This window comes from Mycobacterium lehmannii (assembly GCF_002245535.1).
Lineage (GTDB): Bacteria > Actinomycetota > Actinomycetes > Mycobacteriales > Mycobacteriaceae > Mycobacterium > Mycobacterium lehmannii.
Window position 1 is genome coordinate 170,537 of record NZ_NKCN01000004.1, and the last position, 24,105, is coordinate 194,641.

Below are 24,105 nucleotides of genomic sequence, written 5' to 3' on the forward strand. Positions count from 1 at the left end.
GGTGTAGGTGTAGGAGCATTGCCTGTTCGGACACTTTCACCTGACTTCCGAGGCTTCAAGGAAGCGTCCCGCTCGATGAATCGCGTCTCGGGCTTCGGGAAGAATCCGGAACATAGCCTGGAATACATGGATCTGTCCCCGGTATACCTGGATCTCGACGTGGGATCCAGCTGATTGAAGTCGCTCGGCGAGACGGCGCGAGTCATCGATCAACATTTCTCTCCCGCCCACCTGAATGAGGATCGGCGGCATCGAGGTGAGGTCCGCGTCAAGCACGCTGAGGCGCGGATCTCCGCGATCTGCGCCACCTACGTAGAGGTCAAGAGCGCGCGCCGCTGATTGAGCGGAGGCAAAAGGATCCCGGCGGCGAATTTCACGCGCTCTGGCAAGTTCGCACCTGAGATCCAGGACGGGAGACATCAGCAGCATCGCATCAGGGAGCGGCAATCCAACTGCACGTGCGCCCAAGGCCGTGGCCATCGTGAGCTGACCGCCCGCTGAATCGCCGGCAACCGCGACGGTGCGCTGACAAGAACCCGGGGACCCTCCGCTGGTAAGCCAGCGATACGCATTCAGCGCATCGTCCGCGGCTGCGGGATAGGGATACCGCGGGGCAAGACGATACTTCACTGCGAAGATGGGGCGCCCGCTCGCCGAGGCGAGTTCACCAAGAAGACCGCGGTGCGTCTCCGGCGAGCACATAGAATAGGCGCCGCCGTGGATGTACAGCAAAGGGTTGGCATGCGGATTAATGGCAGGCGTGGTGATCCAGTCCCCACGAACCGGGCCTCCGGCGAATACAGTGTCAACCTTGCGCACTGTGACGCCGCGCCGAGGCCGTGAGGCTACGAGCGCTGTTCGAAGCACGCGATCCATCACCGCAAGTCCGTAGGCGTTTGATGGCATCAGCTGCGCCAGTGGCCGCAGCGTGGTTCGCGAGGACATCGCGACGAGATGACTGGCAAGACTGGGCTGCCAGTCAGGGGCATCCATTCTGGTCACCGGGGACACACCTCTTCGGGCCGATTCTCGAATCGGTAGTCCGAGAGGCGAAAGGTGCGGCTCCGCCAATAGGTCTCCAGAGTCGTTGATGGACGGAGTGGAACGTCACCGTGCCTGTCGAAGTAGTAGCTGTTGGCATTGGAACAGCTCGGCTGCCAGAAAACCTGTCTGTGACGCCGCCTTAGCACTTCGGCGAAATAACGGTCGTTCGCCTCCTTCTTGACCTCCACGCAGTTAGCACCCAGCGCCCGCGCGCGACGAAGACACCGGACGATGTGCCGACTCTGCGCCTCGATGAGCGTGAAGTACGAGGAACCGTTGTAGCCGTACGGGCCGAAGATGTTGAAATGATTCGGAAATCCCGGGACGCTCACCCCTTCGAAGGCCTGCAGTCGATGCTCGTCCCACCATGTAGCCTGCTCCAGCCCGCCGCGTCCCTTCAATACGTAAGTTGGCATGTTGCCCGACTCCATCACTTTGAAGCCGGTGGCCAGGATCAAGACGTCAATGGGATGAGCTTTGCCGTCTCGAGTATGGACGGATGCATGGTCGATATGGGTTATGCCGCTCGTCTCGAGCGAAACGTTGGACCGGTTGTACGTTGCGAGATAGGAATTGTGGAAGCTGGGTCGTTTACAGCCCAACGAGTAGCGCGGAATGAGTTGTTCTCTCGTCGTCGGGTCATGGACCTCACGCCGCATGTACCGCTTTGCGGCGCTCTCCATGACATCGGCGAACGGTATCACCGTATGAAAGTGAGCGGCGATTGGGAAAGTGATTTCCACGAACGCCTGGCTGGCGGTCCTGGTCGCCAATTGTGCCCCCGGCAGGAAATGTAGAAGCCTTCCACCCCACGTCGGTATGGGGAAGTCTGGCTTCGGCAGACAATAAATTGGAGTTCGCTGAAATACCGTCAGACTCTCTGCTTTCTTTGCGACTTCGGGTATCAGTTGCACCGCCGATGCACCGGTACCGATTACTGCAACCCTCTTCCCGCTGAGATCTTTGGCATTGTCCCATCTAGCCGTGTGGAGCGTAACGCCGGCGAAATCTCGCACCCCCTTGATTTCAGGCCACTTTGGCCGACTGAGAACGCCGGAGCAATTTATCACGAAGCGTGCCGTGAACTCCTCACCATTGGCACTGGTCAAATGCCACCGTGTTGCGTTCTCGTCGAAACAAGCCTCGGTAATGGTTGTGTTGAAACGAATATGGTCCCAGAGCCGATACTTTTCAACACATCGCTCGGCATAGGCTTTGAGCTCATTGCCGTGGGCGTACGTGCGCGACCAAGAGGGCCGCATTTCGTATGAGAATTGATAACTGTACGACGGTATATCGACAGCGATACCCGGGTAGGTGTTCCAGTGCCACGTACCACCTACGCCATCGGCGTCATCAACCATCAAGAAGTCGGTAAATCCCGCCTTCATCAAGCTAATGCCAGACCCGATGCCGGAAAATCCAGCTCCTATGATAATTATCTCGTAATTACGGTCGGACTTGCGATCCATTCCTGTATTTCACCGTTCTGACGGTCAGCCTTGCAAACTTGTATTCAGAGTGATTGCGTCAGCTCGACGTGTGTATCGTCGCGCCGGGTTATCACGTAATCATGAGGATCCAAGCGGGATAGTTCTCTCATAAACTGGGTCGCGAAACCTGGGTACATCGTGCCGTTGTAGCCGTCCTCGGTCAAATACCAACTGCTGCACCCCGAATTCCAAGTCGTTCGTCGAAGGCGGCGCTGAATTTCGGAGTGATAGCGGTCCTGACGATCCTCCCTCACATCCAAAGTGCCGATGTCATTTTGCTGAAGGAGCTTGATCGCCTTGACTATATAGTCAATTGCAGCCTCCATATATACGAGCGCCGAGTTGTGGCCTGGCCCGGAATTCGGTCCGAAAGTGAAGAATAAGTTCGGATACCCGGCCACGCTCACGCTCTTGAAGGCAAATGTCCCCTGAGACCATTCATCGCCGAGCTTCCGACCGCCGAGGCCGCTAATCGGGAACGGGGTGCCACGTTTGGCCACATCGAAGCCAGTGGCAAATACGATACAGTCCACTTCGTGCTCGACACCGTCGGCGGTCCGAACACCGTTGGGTGACAATGTGGCGATCGGCCAGCTGATCAGCTTGCAGTTATCCGCCTGTAGCGCAGGGTAATAATCACTGGTCATGAGCATGCGCTTGCATCCAGGCCTGAAATGGGGCGTCAACTGACGTCTCAACCAGGAGTCTTTCACCTGCCGACGGAGATGAGCCTTGGCCGCCAGCTGTATCGCGGACGTCGCGGCGGTGTTCCAGACCATACCCACTGCCATCACTTCGTGGGCCCAAAACCACGCGTCGCGGAGCGCTTGTTCGCTCACCGGCAGGTGTGTGAAGGTCGAACGCGCCCAGGCCGGATGCCTGAAGTTCACCCTGGGCAACACCCAGCCGGGCGTTCTCTGGAAGACTTTGACCGAGGCAGCCGACTTTACGAGCTCGGGAATGATCTGAACCGCGCTCGCGCCTGTCCCGATGACTGCAACCCTCTTACCGCCGAGATCGTAGCCATGGTCCCATCGAGCGCTGTGGATCTTTTTTCCACCGTACGAGTCAATACCCCGAATATCGGGAAAGCTGGCGTTGGCAAGTGGTCCACTGGCCATCACAACTGACCGGGTGAGATACCGCTTTCCATCTGCCGTGTCGGCCATCCAGATGCCGGCACTCTCATCGAATTCCAAGGCAGTCACGTCGGTATCAAACTGGATGAACCGGGCAAGATCGTACTTGGCGACCATATCGTCGATATATTCGAGGATCTCAGCGCTCCCCGAGTAGGTACGAGTCCAGCCCGGATTCGGCTCGAACGAGTAGGAGTAGAGAAGCGAGGGAATATCGCAGGCCGCACCGGGATAAGTATTGTCTCGCCAGGTGCCTCCGACGCGATCTGACCGTTCCAGGATGACGAAGTCATCCGTGCCCTCTTGAAGCAGTCTGATCGCCGCACCGATACCTGCGAACCCGGCGCCGACGATCAACGTCGTCGTGGTGCCTGTCATTTGGCAACCGGTTCGTAGGTCAGTTCGTCCGTCCAGGATGGCGGCCGACCGAAAATCTGAACAGGGAAAACATCGATCGCATTGCCAAGGCGCTGAGACACGAAGTGCAGAGGCTGGGACCGCTTGATGGACGACGACATGTGCGCCTTCAAGATGTGATAGCCGGGCACCCTCCGCGTATGCTCACTGCGATCGCCGACATTGGCATACCGCGTCACTGCGTTGTATAACTTCTCCTCGGACAGACCCATAGCGTTGAGATTCATCAACATGCGCGTCAGGAGCGGGATATACAGCAACGCGCCGGTGAGAATGCGCGGGTCGACAAGAGCACCCGCAGTTTGGATGGCGTGGATTCGCATCGGGCTGGCGCCCAGGTCATTCAAGACCTGGAAGCCAACCGCGAGATGCCTTGATTCGTCGCTGTTGACCTTGTTGAACACCTCCCCGCACACAGGGTCGTCAACCTCATCGAGGAGAAACTTCAGCAGCGCTCCATCGAGCGCAGTCTCCAGTGCCGGAATCGCGGCCCCGATGACGGTCAGGGGCAGGGCTTCCGCATAACGGTCCAGCCATTCGATGACCAGCCGAATATTCTTGTTCGGGACCGGTTTCTCGCCTTCCTCGAGCATGCCCCAGCGACGCATCAAGGCAAGTTCGGCATTGGCGTGACGCTGCTCCTCGGCGTGAAAGTAACGGTAAATGTCTCCGAGCGCTTCGAATGGCGCCTTTGGAGCCATCGCGGCGAAGGCACGTGCTCCAACATGCTCAATCCACACCACGTCGGACATGAATTGCTTGAGTTTGGGACGCTGTTCATCGGTGATCAGTTCCGCGCCAGGGGCGTTCCAATCGATATCGGCAAGAGCCCATTGCTTGTTTTTGATTGTCTCGAGCATGTCACTGTATGCGAAAGCCATTTTCCCTGCTCCTCTACTCGGCTGAATCGTTCCATGAGGCCATGCGCTCCACGAGGCCCAGCGTGCGAGCAAAGGGGCCGGGTAGGGCTCTCTTGAGTTGCCACAAGACTTTGGCATCGAGTTGGGGTACTACATAAATTTGTCCGCGATCGTGCGCGTTCAACGTCGTTCGAGCAACGTGCTGTGGCGAAATGCCGGTCCATTTCATCAGGTTGGCCGCGAGTCTTGCAGCCGCCTCGTCGATTTGAGGATTGTTGACGATGTTCGTCTTCACGAAGGTGGGGCAAAGCACTGTGACGTTGATGTCAGTACCGCTCAGTTCGGCCGCCAATGTCTCCGACAGAGCGAGCACCCCGGCCTTGCTCACGTTGTAAGCCGCCATCCGAGGGGCCGAGCCAAAGCTCGCTGCCGACGCCACATTGATGACTCCGCCATGCCCATTGCTGCGGAGCCGAGGCACAAAAGTCTCGCAGCCGTAGATAACGCCCCAGAGGTTGACAGAAATCGCCGCGTTCCAGTCCTCGATCGACGTCGCGCCGATGCGGTTGCCGCCCGCACCGATTCCGGCGTTGTTGATGACGAGGCTCGCAGCCTTCTCGAACCAGTCTTCGCTCACATCAGCGAGGTTGCGGACCTGCTCAAGATCGGTGACATCGCATGCGATGTCGAAGCCCTCGCCGCCAGCCTGCCTCACCAACTCTGCCGACTCTTTTGCAGTGACGGGATCTTTGTCGGCGCACACCACGCGTCCACCTCGGCGCGCAAGCTCCACGGCGAATGCGCGGCCGATACCGCTTCCTGCGCCCGTGACGACTGCATCGGCGCGGTGCGTTCTGCCTGGTGCGCCGCCGAAGGGCAGCAATCTCATCCGTCTGCCTTTCGGGTCGCGACATGGACGTCTGCTGTGGGGAAACTCTCATCTGGGGGCACCAGCCACCATTGGTGTCGCATGCCACCAGTTTGGTGGTGGAACGAGCACCTTGTCAAGATGGAGAGGTGCGGTCGAGAAACAAGCGCTGGGGTGGTCGGACCGGGGCCGAGCGTCGTGCCGAGCGACGGCAGCAATTGATCGAGGCCGCAACCGAGATTTGGAGTGAGAGCGGTTGGGCCGCGGTCACTATGCGCGGCGTATGCGCCCGCACAGGGCTGAACGATCGATACTTCTACGAGGGCTTCAAGACGCGCGATGAGCTGCTCGTTGCTGCGTGGGATGGCGTCCGCAATGACATGCTCGGCGAGGTCGCCGCGCTCTTCAACGAGCGTGCGAATCGGCCGCCGATCGAAACCATCACCGCGGCGATCACCATCGTGGTCGACCGGATCGCACGCGATCCGGGCCGGGCACGCATCCTCCTCGCTCAGCATGTCGGTAGCTCACCGCTACAAGACCGCCGCGCCGTGGCGCTACAGGAAGCAACGCAGTTGGTCGTTGAGGCAAGCCGGCCACACCTCCGACAAGATGCCGACGAGATAGCCCTTCGCATGGACACCCTGATCGCTGTCGGGGGATTCGTCGAAGTCATCACCGCCTGGCACTCCGGTTTGCTTGCGGTGACCGAGAAAGAAGTGGTCGCGCACACCAGCAGACTTGCTGAAACCCTGGCTCAACGCTATGTCATCAGCGACTGATCGAGGCTCACAACAGGGCCAGCCAGCCCCGTGGCGATCGCTGCGAACCGCATTTGCGGGTCCGACCGCCACCTTCACCGGCCACCGAGCACCGAATCCGTGAGTCGACCGACGCGTCGCACCCTGTTCGGAAGGAGCGACGCAGGAACGGTGCTCCTGCGTCGCCGCACTTCCGCATCTTTGCTATCCCGACGAAGCGATAACTCGCTGTGAACCGTCTTGGTCGAACAGTTCTTTGCTCCAATGCTCCAGGACCGCGGCGCTGTCCCAATCATCAGGATGGAAACCCGGGCGATTGTAGGAACGGAAACGCCGCAGCGCATCGGCGGTGAACATCGGGGTGCGACTGAAGCGGTACAGACTGCGCACCAACGTGACCGGGTTATATGAGGCTTTGTCAGCGGCCATGGACAGGGCAGTCTGCAGAATGAGTTCGCCGAACAGAATTACTGAAGCGATCCGCATGCCGCGTACACGGGTGCGCTCGGTTCCTCCCACGAGCCGATAGACATCGAAGGCAACCGCTTTGTGCTCCGACTCCTCGAAGGCATGCCACAGCAGAATCGGTCGAACCTCTGTCTGTCCGATGAGCTTCTGGGCGTCTTCGCTGGTAAGAATGATTTCTGCCAGCGTAGCGGTGTAGTGCTCCAACGCGGAGGTCATGGACAGCCGCATTTCCGGCGAAAAGCGCCGTTCCAATCGCTTGATCAGGCGTGCGACATGACGGTCGATTCGCGCCGTCGGATACCCCATGACCTGGAGTCGCTCGTTGAGGAGACGATGCTGGTGTCGATGTGTGGCCTCTTGTCCGATGAAACCCTTGACCGCTGTATCCAATTGGGGATCGTCGATGGAGCTCTGGAAGTTCCTGACCGAGCGGATGAAGAAATCCTCGCCTTCCGGGAACGTCGCAGAAAGCACCGAGATGAAATGGCTCATCACCAGGTCGCCATCCACGAAGTGTTGCCGCTTCGTGGAGGTCGGCATCGGAAAACGAACACGCCTGGGTTTTGGCAGCACGCGGGTCCTGGTCCGGGCTTGATCTTCCGACACTGGAGGTCCTTCCTCGAAGTTGGATCTGACTTTATGCCTTGTCAGATAAGACTGCCAGACTGTAGGACATGAGTCCAGCACGTGTTTATGGCGGGCTGTCCGCAGCTCAACGCGATGCGCAGCGCCGCGTGATGTTGATTGATGCCGCGGTCTCAATCATGGGCACCCACGGAGCTACCGCGTGCACCGTGACCGCCGTGTGTGCGAAGTCAGGAGTGACGAGCCGGTACTTCTACCAGCAGTTTCGCGACCGAGACGCACTCTTGCGCGCGGTATTTGCCAAGATCTCCGCCACCTTCCAGGCGGTGATAACCAGCGCCATTCCGGACGACACGGTTGCTCCTCAAGAACTCGCTTACGCTCCGATCAAGGCCCTGGTTCAGGTGATCGAGAACGATCCCAGCATGGCCCGCATACTGTTTGTCGAATCGGGCGCAGAACCCCTCCTTCGGCAGCTGCGAAGCGAGCTGATGACCGATTTTGCGGAGCTGGTGCTCAGAGAGGCCCGCTTGCACCTCGATATACCCAGCGAGGTGCTTCAAGTCGCAGATCTCGCCGCCACCTACGGTGTCGGGGGCCTGTTCGAGATACTCCGTCGCTGGATAGACGGACAACTGAACCTCTCGACTGAAATGCTTATCGAGCACTGTGCGGGTTTTCTCGGCAGTCTCGGCCTATATACCCTCGGGCAGGCGCCTGATCAGGCCGCTCCGCGGCTGGCCGCAGTTGACGAGACCCGATAGATTCTGACCGACCCGGATTTATATACGACTCGGTTGGCTGAGGCGCATGGCGCGACGCTGATAATCACTGCTGGCGTTCACCCGAGATCGCGACCGTAGACTCCACGCGCGCCGGACGAGGAACTCGATACGACCTAGCAAGGGCCCTGTGTGTGCCGTCGCGCCCGCAGTCAATTCCTTTGATCGCTCGATCTGCAGCGAAGCGCACCGCTTCGATCCATCGCGCTTCGACGGAATCGCGGCGCGGGAAACAAATCTGACGCAAGCCCTGCCGCCGTTGTCACCTGATGTTAATTGCGGCTAACATCAGCGCCTAGCAGATGACGTCGATGCTCGCCCGGAGGGAAAATTTTGGTACAGGTCTTGCCCGACCGGGTCGACGACACCGCGCCCGGGTATCTCAAGAACCGCGAAGGACTGAGCGCGCAACTCCACACCATCGTGGAGCAACTGGCGCTGGTCAACGGCGGCGGAGGCGCGAAATACGTTGCGCGCCACCGCAAGCGGGGCAAGCTGCTCGTCCGCGAGCGCATCGAGCTGATGCTCGACCCCGACACGGCGTTCCTCGAACTATGTCCCTTCGCCGCCTGGGGCAGTAAGTTCCCCGTCGGCGGTAGCGTGGTGGTCGGCATCGGCGTAGTCGAGGGCATCGAGTCGATGATCATCGCCCACGACCCCACCGTCCGCGGCGGCGCATCGAACCCCTATACCTTCCGCAAGGTGTTCCGCGGCATGGCCATCGCGCGGGAGAACCGACTGCCCATCATCAACATCGTCGAGTCTGGCGGCGCCGACCTGCCCACACAGGCAGACATCTTCGTGCCCGGCGGACAGCTGTTCCACGACTTGACACAGCACAGCGCAGCGGGGCTGCCGACACTGGCCTTGGTCTTCGGCAACTCCACCGCTGGAGGTGCGTACGTCCCGGGCATGTGCGACTACGTCGTGATGGTTCGCAACCGTTCCAAGGTGTTCCTCGGGGGTCCGCCGCTGGTCAAGATGGCCACGGGCGAGGTCTCCGATGACGAGTCGCTCGGCGGCGCCGACATGCACGCCCGCACCTCGGGGCTGGCCGATTACATGGCCGAGGACGAGCAGGATGCGATCCGCATCGGCCGTCGCATCATGGCGCGGCTCAACTGGCGGAAGAACGGCCCCGGACCCACCACGCCGCCGCACCCACCGGTGCACGACCCCGATCAGCTGCTCGGCATCGCGTCGGTCGATCCGAAGGTGCCCTTCGACCCCCGCGACGTCATCGCCCGAGTGGTCGACGGCTCGGCCTTCGACGAGTTCAAACCTCTCTACGGCACGTCACTCGTCACCGGCTGGGCCTCGATCCACGGCTTCCCAGTCGGCATCCTCGCCAACGCACGGGGCATCCTGTTCAGTGAGGAGGCCGAGAAAGGTTCGCAGTTCATCCAACTGGCAAATCAGATCGACACCCCCCTCATCTTCCTGCAGAACACCACCGGTTTCATGGTCGGTGCCGAGTACGAACAGGGCGGCATCATCAAGGACGGCGCCAAGATGATCAACGCCGTATCCAACAGCACGGTCCCCCACGTGACCATCACCATGGGTGCGTCCTACGGTGCCGGGAACTACGGCATGTGCGGGCGATCGTACTCGCCGCGTTTCCTATTCGCTTGGCCTAACTCGAAGTCGGCCGTGATGGGTCCGGCGCAACTGGCCGGAGTGCTGTCCATCGTGGCGCGCGAGTCCGCCGCCGACCGCGGGCTGCCCTTCGACGAGGAGGCCGACGCCCAGATGCGCGCCGCCGTCGAGGAACAGATCGAGCGCGAATCCGTCGCACTGGCCAACAGCGGCCGACTTTACGACGACGGGATCATCGATCCCCGCGATACGCGGACCGTTCTCGGGTTCTGCCTGTCGGTGATCCACAACGGCGAGGTCCGTGGCCAGCGTGGCTACGGCGTGTTCCGGATGTGATGGCGATGCCCAAGATCCGCAAGGTCCTGGTCGCCAACCGTGGCGAGATCGCGCGGCGGGTGTTCCGCACTTGCCGCGATCTCGGCATCGCCACCGTCGCGGTCTATTCCGACGCCGACGCCGACGCGTGGCACGTCGCCGACGCCGACGAGGCCGTGCACCTTCCCGGCTCGTCTGCCGCTGAGACCTACCTCGACATCCACCGGATCATCGCCGCTGCCTCGCTCACCGGCGCGGACGCAGTACACCCCGGCTACGGCTTCCTTTCGGAAAACGCCGGGTTCGCGCGCGCCTGTGCCGCCGCCGACCTCGTCTTCATCGGTCCGCCGCCCGGGGCGATCGACGCGATGGGCTCGAAGCTGCAGGCCAAGAAGACGATGTCCGACGCGGGGGTGCCTGTGCTGCCCGGTGGCGACACGACGGGGCTATCGGCCGAGCAGCTGGCGAAGCTGGCCGCCGACGTCGGCTACCCCGTGCTGGTCAAGGCCAGCGCCGGCGGCGGTGGCCGAGGCATGCGCATTGTCGCGTCGCCGGACGAGCTCGACGAAGCGGTCACCTCCGCTTCGCGTGAGGCCGCCGCCGCGTTCGCCGACGGCACCGTCTTCCTCGAGCGTTACGTCCAGCGCCCACGCCACGTCGAGATCCAGATCATGGCCGACACGCACGGAAACGTCGTCTCTCTGTTCGAGCGCGAGTGCTCCGTGCAGCGTCGACACCAGAAGGTGATCGAGGAGGCGCCGTCACCGGTCGTCGACGACGCGTTGCGCGCTCGGATGAGCGAGGCCGCCATCGCCGCCGCGCGCGCCGTCGGCTACGTAGGCGCCGGGACGGTCGAGTTCGTCTACGACGCCGCTCAGGATGGCAAAGCCGACTCCTTCGCCTTCCTCGAGATGAACACCCGGCTGCAGGTCGAGCACCCGGTTACCGAGCTGATCACCGGCCTCGACCTGGTGCGTGCCCAGCTGCTCGTAGCCATGGGCCGCCCGCTGCCTGAGGAGATGCACAACCCGCGAATTCGCGGTCACGCGGTCGAGGCCCGTCTGTGCGCCGAGGATCCGGCCGATGACTACCGGCCCTGTACCGGCACCCTGCGCACCTTGGATGTCCCGGCGCTTGCCGGCGTGCGGGTTGACTCGGGTTTTCGTGCCGGTTCGGTCATCAGTCATTACTACGATTCGCTGCTGGCCAAGGTCATCGCGTGGGCACCAACGCGCGACGAGGCACTTGCCAGCCTCTCGGCGGCGCTGGCCGGCGCCCGTATTCACGGCGTGACCACCAATCGCAACCTGCTTGTTCGCGTCCTGCGCCATGACGAGTTCGCCGGGCGGGGCACCGACACTGGGTTCCTTGACCGACACGACGTCGCCCAACTCGGCGCTGCCCTCCCAGACACGCAGTCCGAGCGCCTGCACGCCGTCGCGGCGACCGTGGCCGGGGTGGCCGCGCGGCGTGCCGTCGCAACTCTGCAGGCCACGTTGCCCGCCGGCTGGCGCAACAACCCTTCGCAGCCGCAGACCACGACCTGGCAGACCCAGGGTGGGCGCGAAGTGCGCGTCGGGTACACGTTAGGTTCGACAGGGACCTGCCTGCAGGTCGACGACGAGCCGTTGGCCGACGTCGAGGTTGTCGAGGGCAGTAGCGAGCGGGTGGTGCTGCGCGTCGACGGGGTGCGCCGCACTTATGATGTCGTCCTCGACGGCGATGTTGCCCACCTCGACTCGGTCGCCGGCTACTCCGCCCTGCGGCTGGCGCCACGCTTCGTCGACCCGAGCACTCTCAACCCGCCCGGGTCGCTCACCGCGCCGATGCCGGGCTCGGTGATCCGACTACCGGTCGCCGAGGGCGAGACGGTCTCGGCGGGCCAAACCCTTGTCGTCCTGGAGGCGATGAAGATGGAGCACACCGTCGCGAGCCCGATCGACGGGGTGCTGAGCGCCCTGCCGGTCCAGGTCGGCCATCAGGTCTCGAGCGGTGACGTCCTCGCCGTGGTCGAGGCGGTGGACGGCGGTGAAGTGGCGTCGGACGCCACCGAGCTCTAATGAACCCGGCGCGCTCCCGATCGGTGGCGCGTCGATACCGATGTGAGGAGTGTCATGGAATTGCACGAGACAGAGGAACGTCAGGACCTGCGCAAGGCGGTCGCCGAGATCGCCAAGGACTTCGGACACGAGTACTACCTGGAAAAATCGCTGGCCGGCGCGAAGAGCACCGAGCTGTGGCAGGCCGTGGGCAAACAGGGCTTCCTCGGGGTGAACCTTTCCGAGCAGTACGGCGGCGGCGGCGGCGGCATCTACGACTTGCAGATCGTCGGTGAGGAGCTCGCCGCGGCGGGCTGCCCGCTGCTGATGACCGTCGTCTCGCCAACCATCTGCGGCACGATCATCCAGGCATTCGGCAGTGAGGAACTCAAGCAGCAGTGGCTGCCGGGCATCGCCAGCGGCGAGACGATCATGGCATTCGCAATCACCGAGCCGGACGCGGGCTCGAACTCGCACAACATCTCCACGACCGCGAAACGCGACGGCGACGACTGGGTCATCAACGGCACCAAGTACTACATCTCCGGTGTCGACGAAGCCGAAGCGATCCTGGTCGTCACCCGAACGTCTACCAACGACAGTGGTCGCGGACTACTCAGCCTGCTCGTCGTGCCCACCGATGTCCCCGGGCTCACCAAGTCACTCATCCCGGTCCAGGCGGTCACTCCAGAGAAGCAGTTCACTCTATTCTTCGATGACGTCCGCGTGCCGGCCGCCAACCTTATCGGCACGGAGAACGAGGGCCTGCGCCAGGTCTTCATGGGCCTGAACCCGGAGCGAATCATGGGGGCAGCGCTCGGCAACGGCATCGGCCGTTACGCGCTGGATAAAGCCGCCGATTACGCCCGCAACCGCCACGTGTGGGGAGCGCCGATCGGCTCGCACCAGGGCGTATCGCACCCCCTCGCCCACGCCAAGATCCAGGTCGAGCTGGCCCGGTTGATGACCCAGCGTGCCGCCGCCCTGCACGACGCCGGCGATCCGGGGTCGGGTGAGGCGTCGAACATGGCGAAATATGCCGCAGCCGAGGCGGGCATCCTGGCGCTCGACCAGGCGATTCAGACCCACGGCGGCAACGGCATGGCCACCGAGTACGGCCTCGCCACGTTGTGGGGTCCGGCCCGGCTCATGCGCACCGCGCCGATCAGCCGCGAAATGATCCTCAACTTCGTGGCGCAGCACAGCCTGAAACTGCCCGCGTCCTACTGAGTCGCCGCGGACGGAAAGGGAATCGCATGCAACTCGGCATCGGTCAGTGGGTGACCCGGCGCGCCTTCCTCAACGGCGGGCGCACCGCGTTGATCAGCAACGGCGCGCACATCACCTACGCCGACCTCGATCGGCGCACCAACCAGGTCGCCGCCGCACTCATCGCCCTCGGCGTGCGCAAGGGCGATCGGGTCGCGATGCTGCTGGTCAATTCGACCGAGTTCATCCAGGTGCTGCTGGGCTGCGCCAAAATCGGCGCACTTGCAGTTCCGCTCAACGTGCGCCTTGCCGGACCCGAGATCGGCTACATCCTGGCCGACTCAGGCGCCGATGTTCTGGTCTTCCACGAGCCGTTCGCCGCGCAGGCCAAGAGCGCCGTCACCGAGTCCGGAGTCCGCGTGCGCCATGTCGTACGCGCCGGTGGGGCGCCGGCGCCGGGCGAGCTCGGCTACGAAGACGTCGTCTCGGGCGCCGCGCCCGAACCGCTCAACGGTGACGTCGACGGCAGCGACCCCGCGTTCATCATGTACACGTCGGGGACGACGGGCCGACCCAAGGGCGCGATCCTCACCCACGACAACCTGCTATGGAACGCGATCAACGTCCTCGGCACCGACATCGGCCTGCGGGGCGAGGACGTCACCGTCGCGGTGGCGCCGTTGTTCCACATCGGCGGGCTGGGAGTACACACCCTGCCGCTGCTCTACGTCGGCGGCACCAGCGTCATCATGCCGTCCTTCGAGCCGCGAGCTACGCTGCAGGCGATGGCCGACCACCACGTCACGGTTCAGTTCATGGTGCCGGCCATGTGGACCGCTCTCACACAGGTGTCCGACTTCGACTCCTTCAACCTGTCTGCGCTGCGTTTCGCCATGGGCGGCGGGTCGCCCGTCCCCCTCACGGTCATCGACTTCATGCGCGAGCGAGGCGTGCCCTTCACCGAGGGCTTCGGCATGACCGAGACCGCTCCCCTGGTGACCGTCCTCGACGCCGAGAACATCAGCACGCGGGCCGGGTCGATCGGCCGCGTCGCGATGCATGTCGACGCCCGCATCGTCGACGACGACGACCGCGACGTCGCGACCGACACCGTGGGCGAACTGATCGTGCGCGGTCCGAATGTGTTCACCGGCTACTGGATGAAGGCCGATTCGAGCGCCGAGGCGTTGCGCGGGGGCTGGTTCCACACGGGCGATCTCGGGCGCATGGACGCGGAGGGCTTCATCACCCTCGTCGACCGCAAGAAGGACATGATCATCTCCGGCGGCGAGAACGTCTACCCGATCGAGGTCGAGCAGGTCCTCTTCCGCCACCCGGCGGTGTTCGACGCCGCCGTGATCGGCGGTAAGGACGCGAAGTGGGGCGAACGCGTCGTCGCGGTCGTGGTTGCCGACCCGGCGACGCAGGCGCCGAGCGCCGAGGAGATCGTGGCGTGGTGCCGGGAGCGGCTGGCACACTTCAAGTGTCCGCGTGACGTGCACTTCGTCGCCGAACTGCCGCGCAACGCCACCGGCAAGCTGCTCAAGACCGAGCTGCGCGCGCAGTTCACGGGCATCGAGGGCGGAGTCGTTTTGCGCTGAGTCGTGCCGCTGCACATCGCGGGTTCGGAGCAGGGCCCCTAAATCATGAACTGAGAAAAGGATCGACAGCATCGGCGGGGGCTAGCGGTTTCGTTCACCTCCCTCGATTCGGTGCGGCGGGTGCCGACGCAGGCAACCCCAGCGTCGGTAGGATCCCAGCCCAGCGGATCGGACGGCGAACAACGTAACCACAAATCGACAGGAGGCCTGAAAGTGGCCGGTTTGCGCCGCAAACTGCTCCTCGAGGCCGCCGCCGACCTGTTCGCGCGGCAAGGCTTTCACGCCGTGGGCATCGACGACATCGGTGCCGCAGCAGGGGTGAGCGGGCCGGCCGTCTACCGGCACTTTCAGAACAAGGACGCGATCCTTCGCGAGTTATGCGACGCCGCCATGACTGAGCTGCTGGCCGGCGCCCGGCGCGCCACCACGGCCGGCACACCGACGGAGGTCCTGCACGCCCTTGTCGACCTGCACGCGGCCTTCGGCGCGCGACGACGCGGCCTGTTGGCCGTCTACGCCCGCGAGCACCGCTCGCTGTCGCCGCTGGCGACCCGTGCCCTGCGACGCCGACAGCACAGCTACGAGTCCTTTTGGGTCGAGGCACTCGTACGAGCACGGGGCGATCTGGACCGTGAGCGCGCACAGGGCCTGGTCGCCGCCGTGCTGTCATTGCTCAACGCGTCCGCGTACATGCCGGCGTCGCTGGACGACGCGACGATTGAGGCGATGCTGGCCGCCGCGGCCGTTGCGGCGCTGTTCAGCCGCGCGGTTACACAGCAGGTAGACGGCGCCCCGCACCGGATTTAGTGTGTGTCGAGCAGCGACTGGGGAATGTCCACCATGCGGGACCGCACGTATTCCCCGAGCCCCTTGGCCTGTGCGTCCAGCCGGGTCGAGGAGGCCACCCCGTCACCGAGCAAGCCGTGCACCACCACGTTGAGGGCGCGCAGGTTCGGCAGTTCGAAGCGCTCCATGGGCAGGTGCGCCGTCTCCGGCCCGAGCAGAGTGCGCAGCCGCTCGACGCTGAGGTAGTCACGCGCCCACGCGTACCCAGGGTCATCCCGTGCCCACAGGCCGAGGTTAGCGTTGCCGCCCTTGTCTCCGGACCGCGCGCCGAGTACCGACCCGAGCGGCGCGCGACGTGTCGGCCCGGACGGCACTGGCAGCTTCGCGAGCGCGGCGATCCTAGCCGGCGGGACGGCACCGGTCGGCGGGTCGGGGATCTCGTGCCGTGTGCCGTCGGCGTCGACGAGTACGTGCGTGAGGGCCGACCGCGCTACGTAGGCCGGCCGGTAGACGCCGAAGGCGGTCTCCGAGGACGGTGGCGTGGTGGTGTGGAAGCCGGCGAAACCAGCCAGGGCGATCTCCATGACCCCCCCGGAGAAGGCTCGGCCCACCTTGCGCGGGTCGGCGTCCTTCACCGTCACACGCAGGTGCGCGCAGGCTTGCTCGTTCGTCGGTGCGTCGGAGACGTCGAAACGCAACAGCCTCACGTCGACTTCGTCGAAGGCGTCGCGTCCGCCGAGAACGTCGAAGAGCTGCTGTTCGGCGAAAGCCGCCTTGGCCCCGATGTCGAGGCCGGTGAGCACCATGGTCATTGTGTTACGGAAGCCGCCCACCTCATTCAACGCCACCTTCAACGTGTCCGGCGGCGGACTGCCTTTCGTACCGCTGATCGCGACGCGGTGCTCACCCTGTTGAGCCAGCCGGATGGTGTCGAAGTGGGCGACGACGTCGGGGCCGAGGTAGGCAGGTTCAGCGGTCTCGTAGAGCAGCTGGGCGGTGACCGTGCCGACTGAGACCAGTCCCCCGGTGCCGGGATGCTTCGTGATCACCGAAGAGCCGTCCTCGGCGACCTCGGCGATCGGAAACCCCGGGTAGCGGCGGTCCGTGATCTCGTCCAGGAACGCGTAGTTGCCGCCCGTCGCCTGAGGGCCGCACTCGATCACGTGCCCGGCGACGACCGCGCCCGCGAGCCGATCCCAGTCGGCGGGTGCCCAGGCGTGCCACCAGGCGGCTGGACCGACGACCAGGGATGCGTCGGTGACCCGGCCGGTCACGACGACGTCGGCGCCCGAACGCAGCGCCTCGGTGATGCCCCAGGCGCCGAGGTACGCGTTGGCCGATACCGGTTTGATGTCGCCGACGGGCGGCGTGATTGCGTGGAGGTCGCCACGTAGGTCGTCGCCCTCGACGTGAGCGACGCGCGCGGTGAGGCCGAGACGGGCGGACAGCTCGCGCAACGCGGCGGCCAAGCCGGCGGGATTCAGCCCGCCCGCGTTCGCGACGACCTTGATGCCATGATCGAGACAGGTGCCCAGCACCTGTTCCATTTGGGTGAGGAAAGTCCGCGCGTACCCGCCGGACGGGTCTTTGGCCTGGGCCTTGGCCAGGATGAGCATGGTCAGCTCGGCCAGATAGTCACCGCACAGGACGTCGATCGGTCCGCCCTCGACCATCTCGCGGGCTGCGGCGATGCGGTCGCCGTAAAAGCCGGAGCAGTTGCCGATGCGGACCGGGACGCTCACCGCTGACGCCCTGCAAACTGGCCCGCCACGCGCCCGCCGCCAGGGGGCCCCGCGAAGGCCTGGGCGATCGCGAGCCACTGGTCGGCCAGCGGGCCGTCGGCGACCAAAGCGGTGTCGTCGCGGTGGCGGCGTTGGGTGACCAACAGGCAAAAGTCGAGCGCCGGCCCGCTCACGCGGTTGGCCGCGTCGGCTGGCCCCCACGTCCAGACGCTGCCGTCCGGAGCGGTCAGCTCAACGCGTACCGGGTCCGCGGGCAGGTCCAGACCGTTGGCCAGGTAGCTGAACGCGCGTGCACCCACCCCGATGTGGGCCACGTGACGCAGCCGTGCCGTGGCCTCGCGGGTCGCGCCGAGCGCGTCGACGACGTCCTGGCCGTGCGCCCAGGTCTCCATGAGTCGCGCTGTCAGCGACGAGACCGCGCTCATCGGCGGCCCGAACCACGGCAGGCGGGTCGCCGGGTCAATGTCCGCGAACGCCGCAACGAGGGCGGCACGCGACGTGTCGAACCACGCGAGCAGGTCGGCAGCCGGCATTTGACGGTAGCGCTCGGCGATGACGTCGGGTGAGATGGCTCCGTCGGCCATCATCGGCAGGTAGTCGCTGCTGAACCCGTCGGGGTCGGTGGCCGAGCGCACCGCGACGTCGTCGAAGAACGCCAGATGGCTGATCTGGTCGCGGATCGTCCAGCCCACGGCCGGAGTCGGCGCGTCCCAGCCGCGCGGACCTTCGGTCAGCGGCGCGACCAATCCGCGTAGGGCTGCCGTCTCCGCTTCGATGTCGGTGATAACCGACTGCATGCTCACCGCCATGTCAGTGTCCCTTCCACTGCGGCGCGCGCTTCTCGCGGAACGCCGCCGGGCCTTCCTGCGCGTCGTCGCTCAGATAGACCGGCTCCCATATCTCGTCGGCCAGGTCGTACGCGGCGGCGAGGTGGTGCTGCGCCGAGAGGTACACGGTGCGCTTGGACGCGAGCACGGACAGCGGTGCGTTCGCGGCGATGCTGAGCGCCAACTGCTGGGTACGCTCGCGTAACTGATCGGCCGGCACCACCTCATTGACCAAGCCGACCTGGTGGGCGCGCGCGGCGGTGATCGGGTCGCCGGTCAGCAGGATTTGCATGGCAACGCGCGGGGGCACCAGCCACGACAGGGGTGTCGCCCACGGCGAACCGCGGCCGACCTTGACCTCGCTGACGGCGAAGGTCGCGTGTTCGGCGGCCACGACCAGGTCGCACTGCTGCGCGAGCAGGAAGCCCCCGGCGAACGCGACACCGTTGACGGCCGCGATCGTCGGCTTCGCGACATCGATGTTGCGGCCGAACTGCGGAGCGAAGTCCTTCGGGGGCACCTTGAGCGCGTTCTGCGCCATCTCCTTCAAGTCCCCGCCGGCGCAGAACGCCTTATCGCCCACGCCGGTGAGGACGAGCACCTTCGCCGCGTCGTCGTCATTGAAGCGGAGTACCGCGTCGATAAGCCCCGTGCGCACAGCGTTGTTCAGCGCGTTGCGCGCCTCGGGCCGGTTTATCGTCAGCCAGGCCACGCTGTCGACGACCTCGTAGCGAATCGGTTGCTCGGCCACCGAGCCTCCGTCCCTCACCGTCGTCTCGCATGTGAGTGGCAGTTCACCCCGGCACCTCGACAAACGGGTCGGCCAGCTCAACGGTGGCTTCACTCGGCACGCACGGACCATCTTCGCTCGAGACGAGCAACTCGAGGTCGACGAGGCGCCGTCCGCCATCGTCGCGTTTGGCCACGACCTTGCCGCTCAGGGTCGCGGTCTGGCCCGGGTAGATCGACCGGATCATTGAGATTCTGCGGCGCCGGATGAGCGCGTCGGGTCCGGCCCATTCGTTGAGGCCGCGGTCGATGAAGCCATGGAAGAAGAGGGTTGACAGGTAGATTGTGCGCTGGCCCTGGCTGCGCGCGTAGTCGGGGTCGTGGTGACCGGGGAACCAGTCCCATGTCGAAGCCGCGTTCATGCAGATGCGCTTGTAGCTGATCTCGATCGAGACGGGCGTCAGGGTGTCGCCGACGGCGATGTCCTCGAACCGCACGGGGAAGCGGACCATGCTGTGCTCGGTGGATCCGTTCATGATGCGCCTTCACTATCGGCGGTGTCGTATCGGAAGAGCACGTTGGTGTTGCGGCCGATGACCTCACCGTGCTGGTCGGAGAACGTACTCACCGTGGTGATGAACACGCCGGTGCCCACCCGCGTCGTCTTCGGCTCGGAGATCGAGGCGATCTCCTCCACGATCGACACGTGATCGCCTACCCGGGGCCGGCGTTCGAACTCCGTCGTCGTCGAGGCGTTGATGATGTGGTGGCCCGGCAACGGGACGCTGAGCGCGAACATCATGTCGGCACGCGCTAGGTACCCGGGCACCCACTGCGGCGCGAAGCCGAGGCTCATCAGCAGCCCGGGCGGGCAGTCCTCACCCTCCCAGTAACGGGGGTTCGCGTCCTCGACGAGCGAGCAGTAGTACAACACCATCGAGCGGTCGATCGGGAACCACCCACGCCGCGGTTCGGAGCGATGACCGACCCACGCCCGGCCTTCGTCGAAGGTCCCGAATGTCATCCCGAGGCCGGTGACGTCGCTCGTTGGCGCGCTCACCGGGCCACCTGCACGACGGCGCTCCCCTTTATCGCGGGTTCGCCGGACTGGCGCGTGACCACGAGTTCGAGGTCTGCCACCTGCTGCCCTCCGGCCTCGCGCACGCCGGTGACCCTGCCGCCGAAGCTGAGCAGGTCACCGGGCCATACCTGACCGGTGAACCGGATGCGGAACGAGCGGATGTTGGCCAGCCCCACCCAGGCGGTCAGCCGCTGGGCGAGCACACCGCCGTGCAGCAGTCCCATACCGAACACACCGGGCATGCCGGCCGCGCGGGCGAACTCCTCGTCATGGTGGATCGGGTTGAAGTCGCCGCCGGACCCGGCGTAGCGGACGATGTGCGAGCGCGTCAGCGGGCCGAACTGTGAGCTCGGCATCTCGTCGCCGGCGGCCAACGCCACCGGCGCGGGGGATGTCGTCATTGGGTGGAGCCTCCGGTTTCGATCAAGACGTCGGTCTGGCGCACGACGAGTTCGTCGCGCTGGTTGGTGAAGTCGGTCTCGATCGTCACGATTGTCATGGTGCCGCCGCGCTTGCCCTCGCGGCTGGTCACGTTCGACACCCGACGCGTCTCGGTGAGCTCGTCGCCGACGACCACCGGCGCGAAATACTCCCAGCCGCACTCACCGTGCAGTACGCGTCGCAGGTCGAGCCCGAGGGCGCCGAACATGTCGTCGTCGGCGCGCCAGTGAGCCGAGGAGACGACGAAGGTCGGCGGAGCGGGGATCGCGCCGAAGCCGGCGGCGCGGGCCGCTGCGGCGTCCTGGTAGATCGGGTCGTGGTCGTCGAGGGACAGCGCGAACTCGCGCACTTTGGACCGGTCGACGGGAAATGTGGTGCTCCCGAGTTGCGTCCCGATGAGCGATGCGTCAGCCACTCTGGTCACCTTTCCCGCCGGCGAAGGCCGGTGCACAATCGCGAATGAGGCTGCCTAGGTTCTCGGCGATGCGCTCGGGCGCGAGGCCGATCGAGGGTGAGTAGAGAACGATGTGGTCCAGCACGCCCTCGTAGCGGCGCAGCCCTTCTCGGACCTCGGCGGCGGTGCCGGCCACCGCCATCGCGTCGATCATGTCGTCGGTGACGGCTGCGAACATGGCCGGCAGGTCACGCCGCGCGAACGCGTCGCGAATCGCCGCCCCCTGCCTGGCGAAGCCGCTCACATCGAGAACGTGTTCGTAGGTCTTCACCGAGGAGTAGAACGCGATCTGCTGCGCGGCCTCACGGCGTGCGATCTGTGGGTCGTCGTGCACCGCGCAGATGACCATCGAGACGATCTCAATGTCGGCGGGATCGCGTCCGGCCCGCTCCGCACCGCGCACGACGGCTGGGCGGGCGACCTCCTCGACGTAGGTCGTGGTGAATAGCGGATGACCGGCCAACCCGTCGGCGACGCGCCCTGCCACCTCGCACATCCGCGGACGCACGCCCGCGGTGATGATCGGGATGGCCCGCTGCGGCGGCGCGACGTCGCCGGTCGGGACGAGATTCATCCGATAGAAGCGACCCTCATGGCGCACGGGGCCCTCGTGCAGGTTCCAGATCCGACGCACGAGCGGGACCAGCTCCTCCATGCGCAGAGCGGGAGCGGAGGTGTCCTCCACGCCGTGCCAGTCGCTCATCATGCGGCGTGTGCCGTTGCCGAGCCCGAGCACGACGCGCCCGCCTGAAAGCTCGTCGAGGTCACGCGCCTCGGTGGCGAGCACGAGCGGGCTGCGCCCGACGCCATACAGGATCGACGACCCGATGCGGCAGCGCTTTGTGCGCGCGGCCATCGCGGCCATCGAGATCGAGCCGGAGCGCGAGTAGAACTCCGAGGCCCAGGCGGCGTCGAAGCCGGCGAGGTCGGTAGCCTCGGCGGTCTCGACAAGGGTGGCCAAGTCCGCGCCGAGCACCGAGACCCCGTACGTGCTCACGACGCCGCCGGCCTGAATCGGACCAGCCCAAGGTCCTCGTTCACCCGCTCGAACACTGCGCGCACTCTTGCGCCGATCGCAACTTCATCGGGGGCCACGCCCTCGAGACTGGCCAACAACTGCGGCCCCTCGTCCAGACGAACGAGCACGACGACGTACGGCTCGCTGCGCGGGAACGAGTCCCACGGGGGGCGGTACACCGGCGCGAAACTGACGATCTCACCAGTACCCGCCGCGGTCTCCCAGGCCAACTCACCGTCATGGCAGACGGGACACACCAGCCGCGGGTAGAGGAACGGGTGGCCGTTCGCGCACCGCTGGAAGACGAGTACGCCGCGGGCCGCTGCTGCGAAGTAGGGACGGTTGACATCGGTCAGCGGCGGCAGCGCCTCAGGATCGTGCAGACCGTCGAGGGAACTCGAAGCTGCGGTCATGACGCTCCCTCCATCACCATGCTGACGTGACTGCACAGCATCGAGCCGTAGCTGTGCACGAACGCGGTGTCCGCCCCGAAGACCTGACGGCCCTCGGCGCGACCGGACAACTGCCAATAACCCTCGAGGATCTGCGAAATGCCAGAGGAGGTCCCGGTGTGCCCGAACCGGATCAGGCCGCCGTCGGTGTTCACCGGAAGGTCGCCCCCCGGATCGGCGCGGCCGTCACGGTAGAAATCGCCTGCCCCGCCGGGCTTCACGAAGCCCGCCTCCTCCAGGATCATCGCCGGGTTTGAGGCGAAGGCGTCGTAGAGCAAGGCGATGTCGATGTCGGCCGGCGCCCGTCCGGAGCGCTCGAAGGCCATCGGACCCGAACGGGCGGCCCCGGTACGACCCGGGCGGGCCAGCGAGGTCAGAAAACCGTGGGTGTGACCCTCTCCAAACCCGAGCAGGTGTACCGGCCGGTGTTTGCCCGCGCGAGCCCGGCGGGCCGAGCCCAGCACGAGCGCGCCACCGCCCTCGCAGGGAATCGAGCAGTGGTAGAAGTGGAACGGCCCGGCGATCGGGCGGGACGCCAGCACGTCCTCCACAGTCAGGCGTTGTGAGCGGTGCGCGATCGCCGCGGGATTCAGCGCGGCCCACCGGTCCTGCGACGCGGTGACCTCGGCGATGTCCGCCTTGCCCTGTCCCGTCTCGTGCATCCAGGCCTGCGCGATCAAACCGTACAGCGCCGGCACGGAGGGTCCGTAGGGCATCTCGAACGCGTGGTCACACACCAGCGCCATCAGTTCGCGCCCGCCATCGCGGATCGGTGGAAACTTGCCCGCCGACACGACCAGCACCGTCTCGGCCTCGCCCCGGGCGATGACGTTACTCGCCATGCGCGTCATGGCCAGATGGGTCCCGCCGCCAAGCTGACAGGTCATCTGAAGTTTCAGGTTGTGCAGCCCGAGATAGTCCATGAGGTCCTCGGACAGGAAGATCGAACCCTCGTTCGTCATCGGCCCGGCGCACACGAGACCGTCGACCTCGTCTGGGACCACCCCTGCGTCGGCGAGAGCCGCGACCGCGGCGCGCACATGCAATTCAGTGGAGGTGTACGGAACGTTTCTTCCTGGAGCGACTTCGGCGGCACCGATGATGGCCGGCTGGTCGTGTGGCATCCGGACTCCTTCCGACCACGCGTTCAACGCCGGTCCCGACGTGAACGACGGTTAGCATAGCGTGACTAGGGGGTCCGCGTCACCCCCGGCCCGCACCCGCCGCCAGCGCGGTATGGATTCTCTGGATGTCGTTGCGCCTCTTCCCAAGAGGGTGCTGCGATGACCGAAACCCGCGCCGATCGTGTCGTTTCTCGACGATGTCCAGGTGACAGATGAGGCCGATCGCGAAGCCCGCTGGTTCCGGTGGACGCCCGGCACGCGCCCGGGCGGA

Annotated in this window: 23 protein-coding genes; 7 read left to right on the forward strand and 16 right to left on the reverse strand. The window is 64.9% G+C overall.

Annotated features, from left to right (window positions below; translation table 11 throughout):
- Positions 1-36: 36 nt before the first annotated feature.
- From CEX87_RS07225 to CEX87_RS07245, 5 genes are read right to left on the reverse strand one after another with little or no spacing between them, the layout of a single operon-like run.
- Entirely contained in the window at positions 37-1,002 is a 966-nt protein-coding gene (locus tag CEX87_RS07225) for an alpha/beta hydrolase (RefSeq protein ID WP_012296509.1), read from the reverse strand.
- Entirely contained in the window at positions 999-2,516 is a 1,518-nt protein-coding gene (locus tag CEX87_RS07230) for a flavin-containing monooxygenase (protein WP_068200060.1), read from the reverse strand. Before CEX87_RS07230 ends, CEX87_RS07225 begins: the two co-directional genes overlap by 4 nt.
- A gap of 44 nt (positions 2,517-2,560) precedes the next feature.
- Positions 2,561-4,054: a flavin-containing monooxygenase gene (locus tag CEX87_RS07235; protein ID WP_068200063.1), complete on the reverse strand. Its 1,494-nt coding sequence runs from the start codon at positions 4,052-4,054 to the stop codon at positions 2,561-2,563.
- The gene (locus tag CEX87_RS07240; protein ID WP_005086594.1) at positions 4,051-4,974 is read right to left on the reverse strand and encodes a hypothetical protein; all 924 of its coding nucleotides are present in this window, start codon (positions 4,972-4,974) and stop codon (positions 4,051-4,053) included. The genes CEX87_RS07235 and CEX87_RS07240 overlap by 4 nt, the downstream gene beginning before the upstream one ends.
- A gap of 13 nt (positions 4,975-4,987) precedes the next feature.
- The gene (locus CEX87_RS07245) at positions 4,988-5,842 is read right to left on the reverse strand and encodes an SDR family NAD(P)-dependent oxidoreductase (protein ID WP_068200066.1); all 855 of its coding nucleotides are present in this window, start codon (positions 5,840-5,842) and stop codon (positions 4,988-4,990) included.
- A gap of 128 nt (positions 5,843-5,970) precedes the next feature.
- Here CEX87_RS07245 and CEX87_RS07250 point away from each other — a divergent pair, with 128 nt between their 5' ends.
- Entirely contained in the window at positions 5,971-6,603 is a 633-nt protein-coding gene (locus CEX87_RS07250; protein ID WP_005086596.1) for a TetR/AcrR family transcriptional regulator, read from the forward strand.
- Between the two features lie 183 nt (positions 6,604-6,786).
- Here CEX87_RS07250 and CEX87_RS07255 read toward each other — a convergent pair whose 3' ends face one another.
- A complete protein-coding gene (locus CEX87_RS07255; protein ID WP_005086597.1) occupies positions 6,787-7,656 on the reverse strand; it encodes a metal-dependent hydrolase in 870 nt (289 codons plus the stop codon).
- A 68-nt stretch (positions 7,657-7,724) separates the two neighbouring features.
- Here CEX87_RS07255 and CEX87_RS07260 point away from each other — a divergent pair, with 68 nt between their 5' ends.
- From CEX87_RS07260 to CEX87_RS07290, 6 genes are all read left to right on the forward strand, one after another.
- On the forward strand, positions 7,725-8,399 hold the full coding sequence (locus tag CEX87_RS07260; RefSeq protein WP_005086598.1) for a TetR/AcrR family transcriptional regulator: 675 nt from the start codon (positions 7,725-7,727) through the stop codon (positions 8,397-8,399).
- A 351-nt stretch (positions 8,400-8,750) separates the two neighbouring features.
- Positions 8,751-10,352 (forward strand): acyl-CoA carboxylase subunit beta, encoded by a 1,602-nt coding sequence (locus CEX87_RS07270; protein WP_005086599.1) that lies wholly within the window; start codon positions 8,751-8,753, stop codon positions 10,350-10,352.
- A gap of 5 nt (positions 10,353-10,357) precedes the next feature.
- Positions 10,358-12,391: an ATP-binding protein gene (locus CEX87_RS07275; protein WP_005116476.1), complete on the forward strand. Its 2,034-nt coding sequence runs from the start codon at positions 10,358-10,360 to the stop codon at positions 12,389-12,391.
- Between the two features lie 54 nt (positions 12,392-12,445).
- Entirely contained in the window at positions 12,446-13,600 is a 1,155-nt protein-coding gene (locus CEX87_RS07280) for an acyl-CoA dehydrogenase family protein (RefSeq protein ID WP_068200068.1), read from the forward strand.
- A 26-nt stretch (positions 13,601-13,626) separates the two neighbouring features.
- Positions 13,627-15,180 carry an acyl-CoA synthetase gene (locus CEX87_RS07285; RefSeq protein WP_005086603.1) on the forward strand — a complete coding sequence of 518 codons (1,554 nt, stop codon included), beginning with the start codon at positions 13,627-13,629 and terminating at the stop codon, positions 15,178-15,180.
- 213 nt (positions 15,181-15,393) lie between these two features.
- Complete coding sequence (locus tag CEX87_RS07290) at positions 15,394-15,987, forward strand: TetR/AcrR family transcriptional regulator (RefSeq protein WP_005086604.1); 594 nt, start codon at positions 15,394-15,396, stop codon at positions 15,985-15,987.
- On the opposite strand, the gene CEX87_RS07295 is transcribed toward CEX87_RS07290, so the two are convergent.
- The 10 genes from CEX87_RS07295 to CEX87_RS07340 are packed head-to-tail and all read right to left on the reverse strand — an operon-like array spanning position 15,984 to position 23,834.
- Positions 15,984-17,708 carry an acyclic terpene utilization AtuA family protein gene (locus CEX87_RS07295; RefSeq protein ID WP_005110557.1) on the reverse strand — a complete coding sequence of 575 codons (1,725 nt, stop codon included), beginning with the start codon at positions 17,706-17,708 and terminating at the stop codon, positions 15,984-15,986. The two genes, CEX87_RS07290 and CEX87_RS07295, sit on opposite strands and share 4 nt — an antisense overlap.
- Complete coding sequence (locus tag CEX87_RS07300; RefSeq protein ID WP_005116473.1) at positions 17,705-18,517, reverse strand: TIGR03084 family metal-binding protein; 813 nt, start codon at positions 18,515-18,517, stop codon at positions 17,705-17,707. The genes CEX87_RS07295 and CEX87_RS07300 overlap by 4 nt, the downstream gene beginning before the upstream one ends.
- Before the next feature lies 1 nt (position 18,518).
- Positions 18,519-19,286 carry an enoyl-CoA hydratase/isomerase family protein gene (locus CEX87_RS07305; RefSeq protein ID WP_005086608.1) on the reverse strand — a complete coding sequence of 256 codons (768 nt, stop codon included), beginning with the start codon at positions 19,284-19,286 and terminating at the stop codon, positions 18,519-18,521.
- Between the two features lie 43 nt (positions 19,287-19,329).
- Positions 19,330-19,800, reverse strand: coding sequence for a hotdog family protein (locus tag CEX87_RS07310; RefSeq protein WP_005086609.1), 471 nt, complete (start codon positions 19,798-19,800; stop codon positions 19,330-19,332).
- Positions 19,797-20,288, reverse strand: coding sequence for an FAS1-like dehydratase domain-containing protein (locus CEX87_RS07315; RefSeq protein ID WP_198957174.1), 492 nt, complete (start codon positions 20,286-20,288; stop codon positions 19,797-19,799). The genes CEX87_RS07310 and CEX87_RS07315 overlap by 4 nt, the downstream gene beginning before the upstream one ends.
- Before the next feature lie 32 nt (positions 20,289-20,320).
- Positions 20,321-20,746, reverse strand: a complete 426-nt coding sequence (locus tag CEX87_RS07320) for a dihydroxy-acid dehydratase (protein ID WP_005086611.1) — start codon at positions 20,744-20,746, stop codon at positions 20,321-20,323.
- The gene (locus tag CEX87_RS07325; protein WP_005086612.1) at positions 20,743-21,201 is read right to left on the reverse strand and encodes an FAS1-like dehydratase domain-containing protein; all 459 of its coding nucleotides are present in this window, start codon (positions 21,199-21,201) and stop codon (positions 20,743-20,745) included. Before CEX87_RS07325 ends, CEX87_RS07320 begins: the two co-directional genes overlap by 4 nt.
- Positions 21,194-22,237 (reverse strand): LLM class flavin-dependent oxidoreductase, encoded by a 1,044-nt coding sequence (locus tag CEX87_RS07330; protein WP_005086613.1) that lies wholly within the window; start codon positions 22,235-22,237, stop codon positions 21,194-21,196. Before CEX87_RS07330 ends, CEX87_RS07325 begins: the two co-directional genes overlap by 8 nt.
- On the reverse strand, positions 22,234-22,671 hold the full coding sequence (locus CEX87_RS07335) for a Zn-ribbon domain-containing OB-fold protein (protein WP_005061010.1): 438 nt from the start codon (positions 22,669-22,671) through the stop codon (positions 22,234-22,236). The genes CEX87_RS07330 and CEX87_RS07335 overlap by 4 nt, the downstream gene beginning before the upstream one ends.
- Positions 22,668-23,834 carry a thiolase family protein gene (locus tag CEX87_RS07340; protein WP_005110553.1) on the reverse strand — a complete coding sequence of 389 codons (1,167 nt, stop codon included), beginning with the start codon at positions 23,832-23,834 and terminating at the stop codon, positions 22,668-22,670. The genes CEX87_RS07335 and CEX87_RS07340 overlap by 4 nt, the downstream gene beginning before the upstream one ends.
- Between the last annotated feature and the right edge of the window lie 271 nt (positions 23,835-24,105).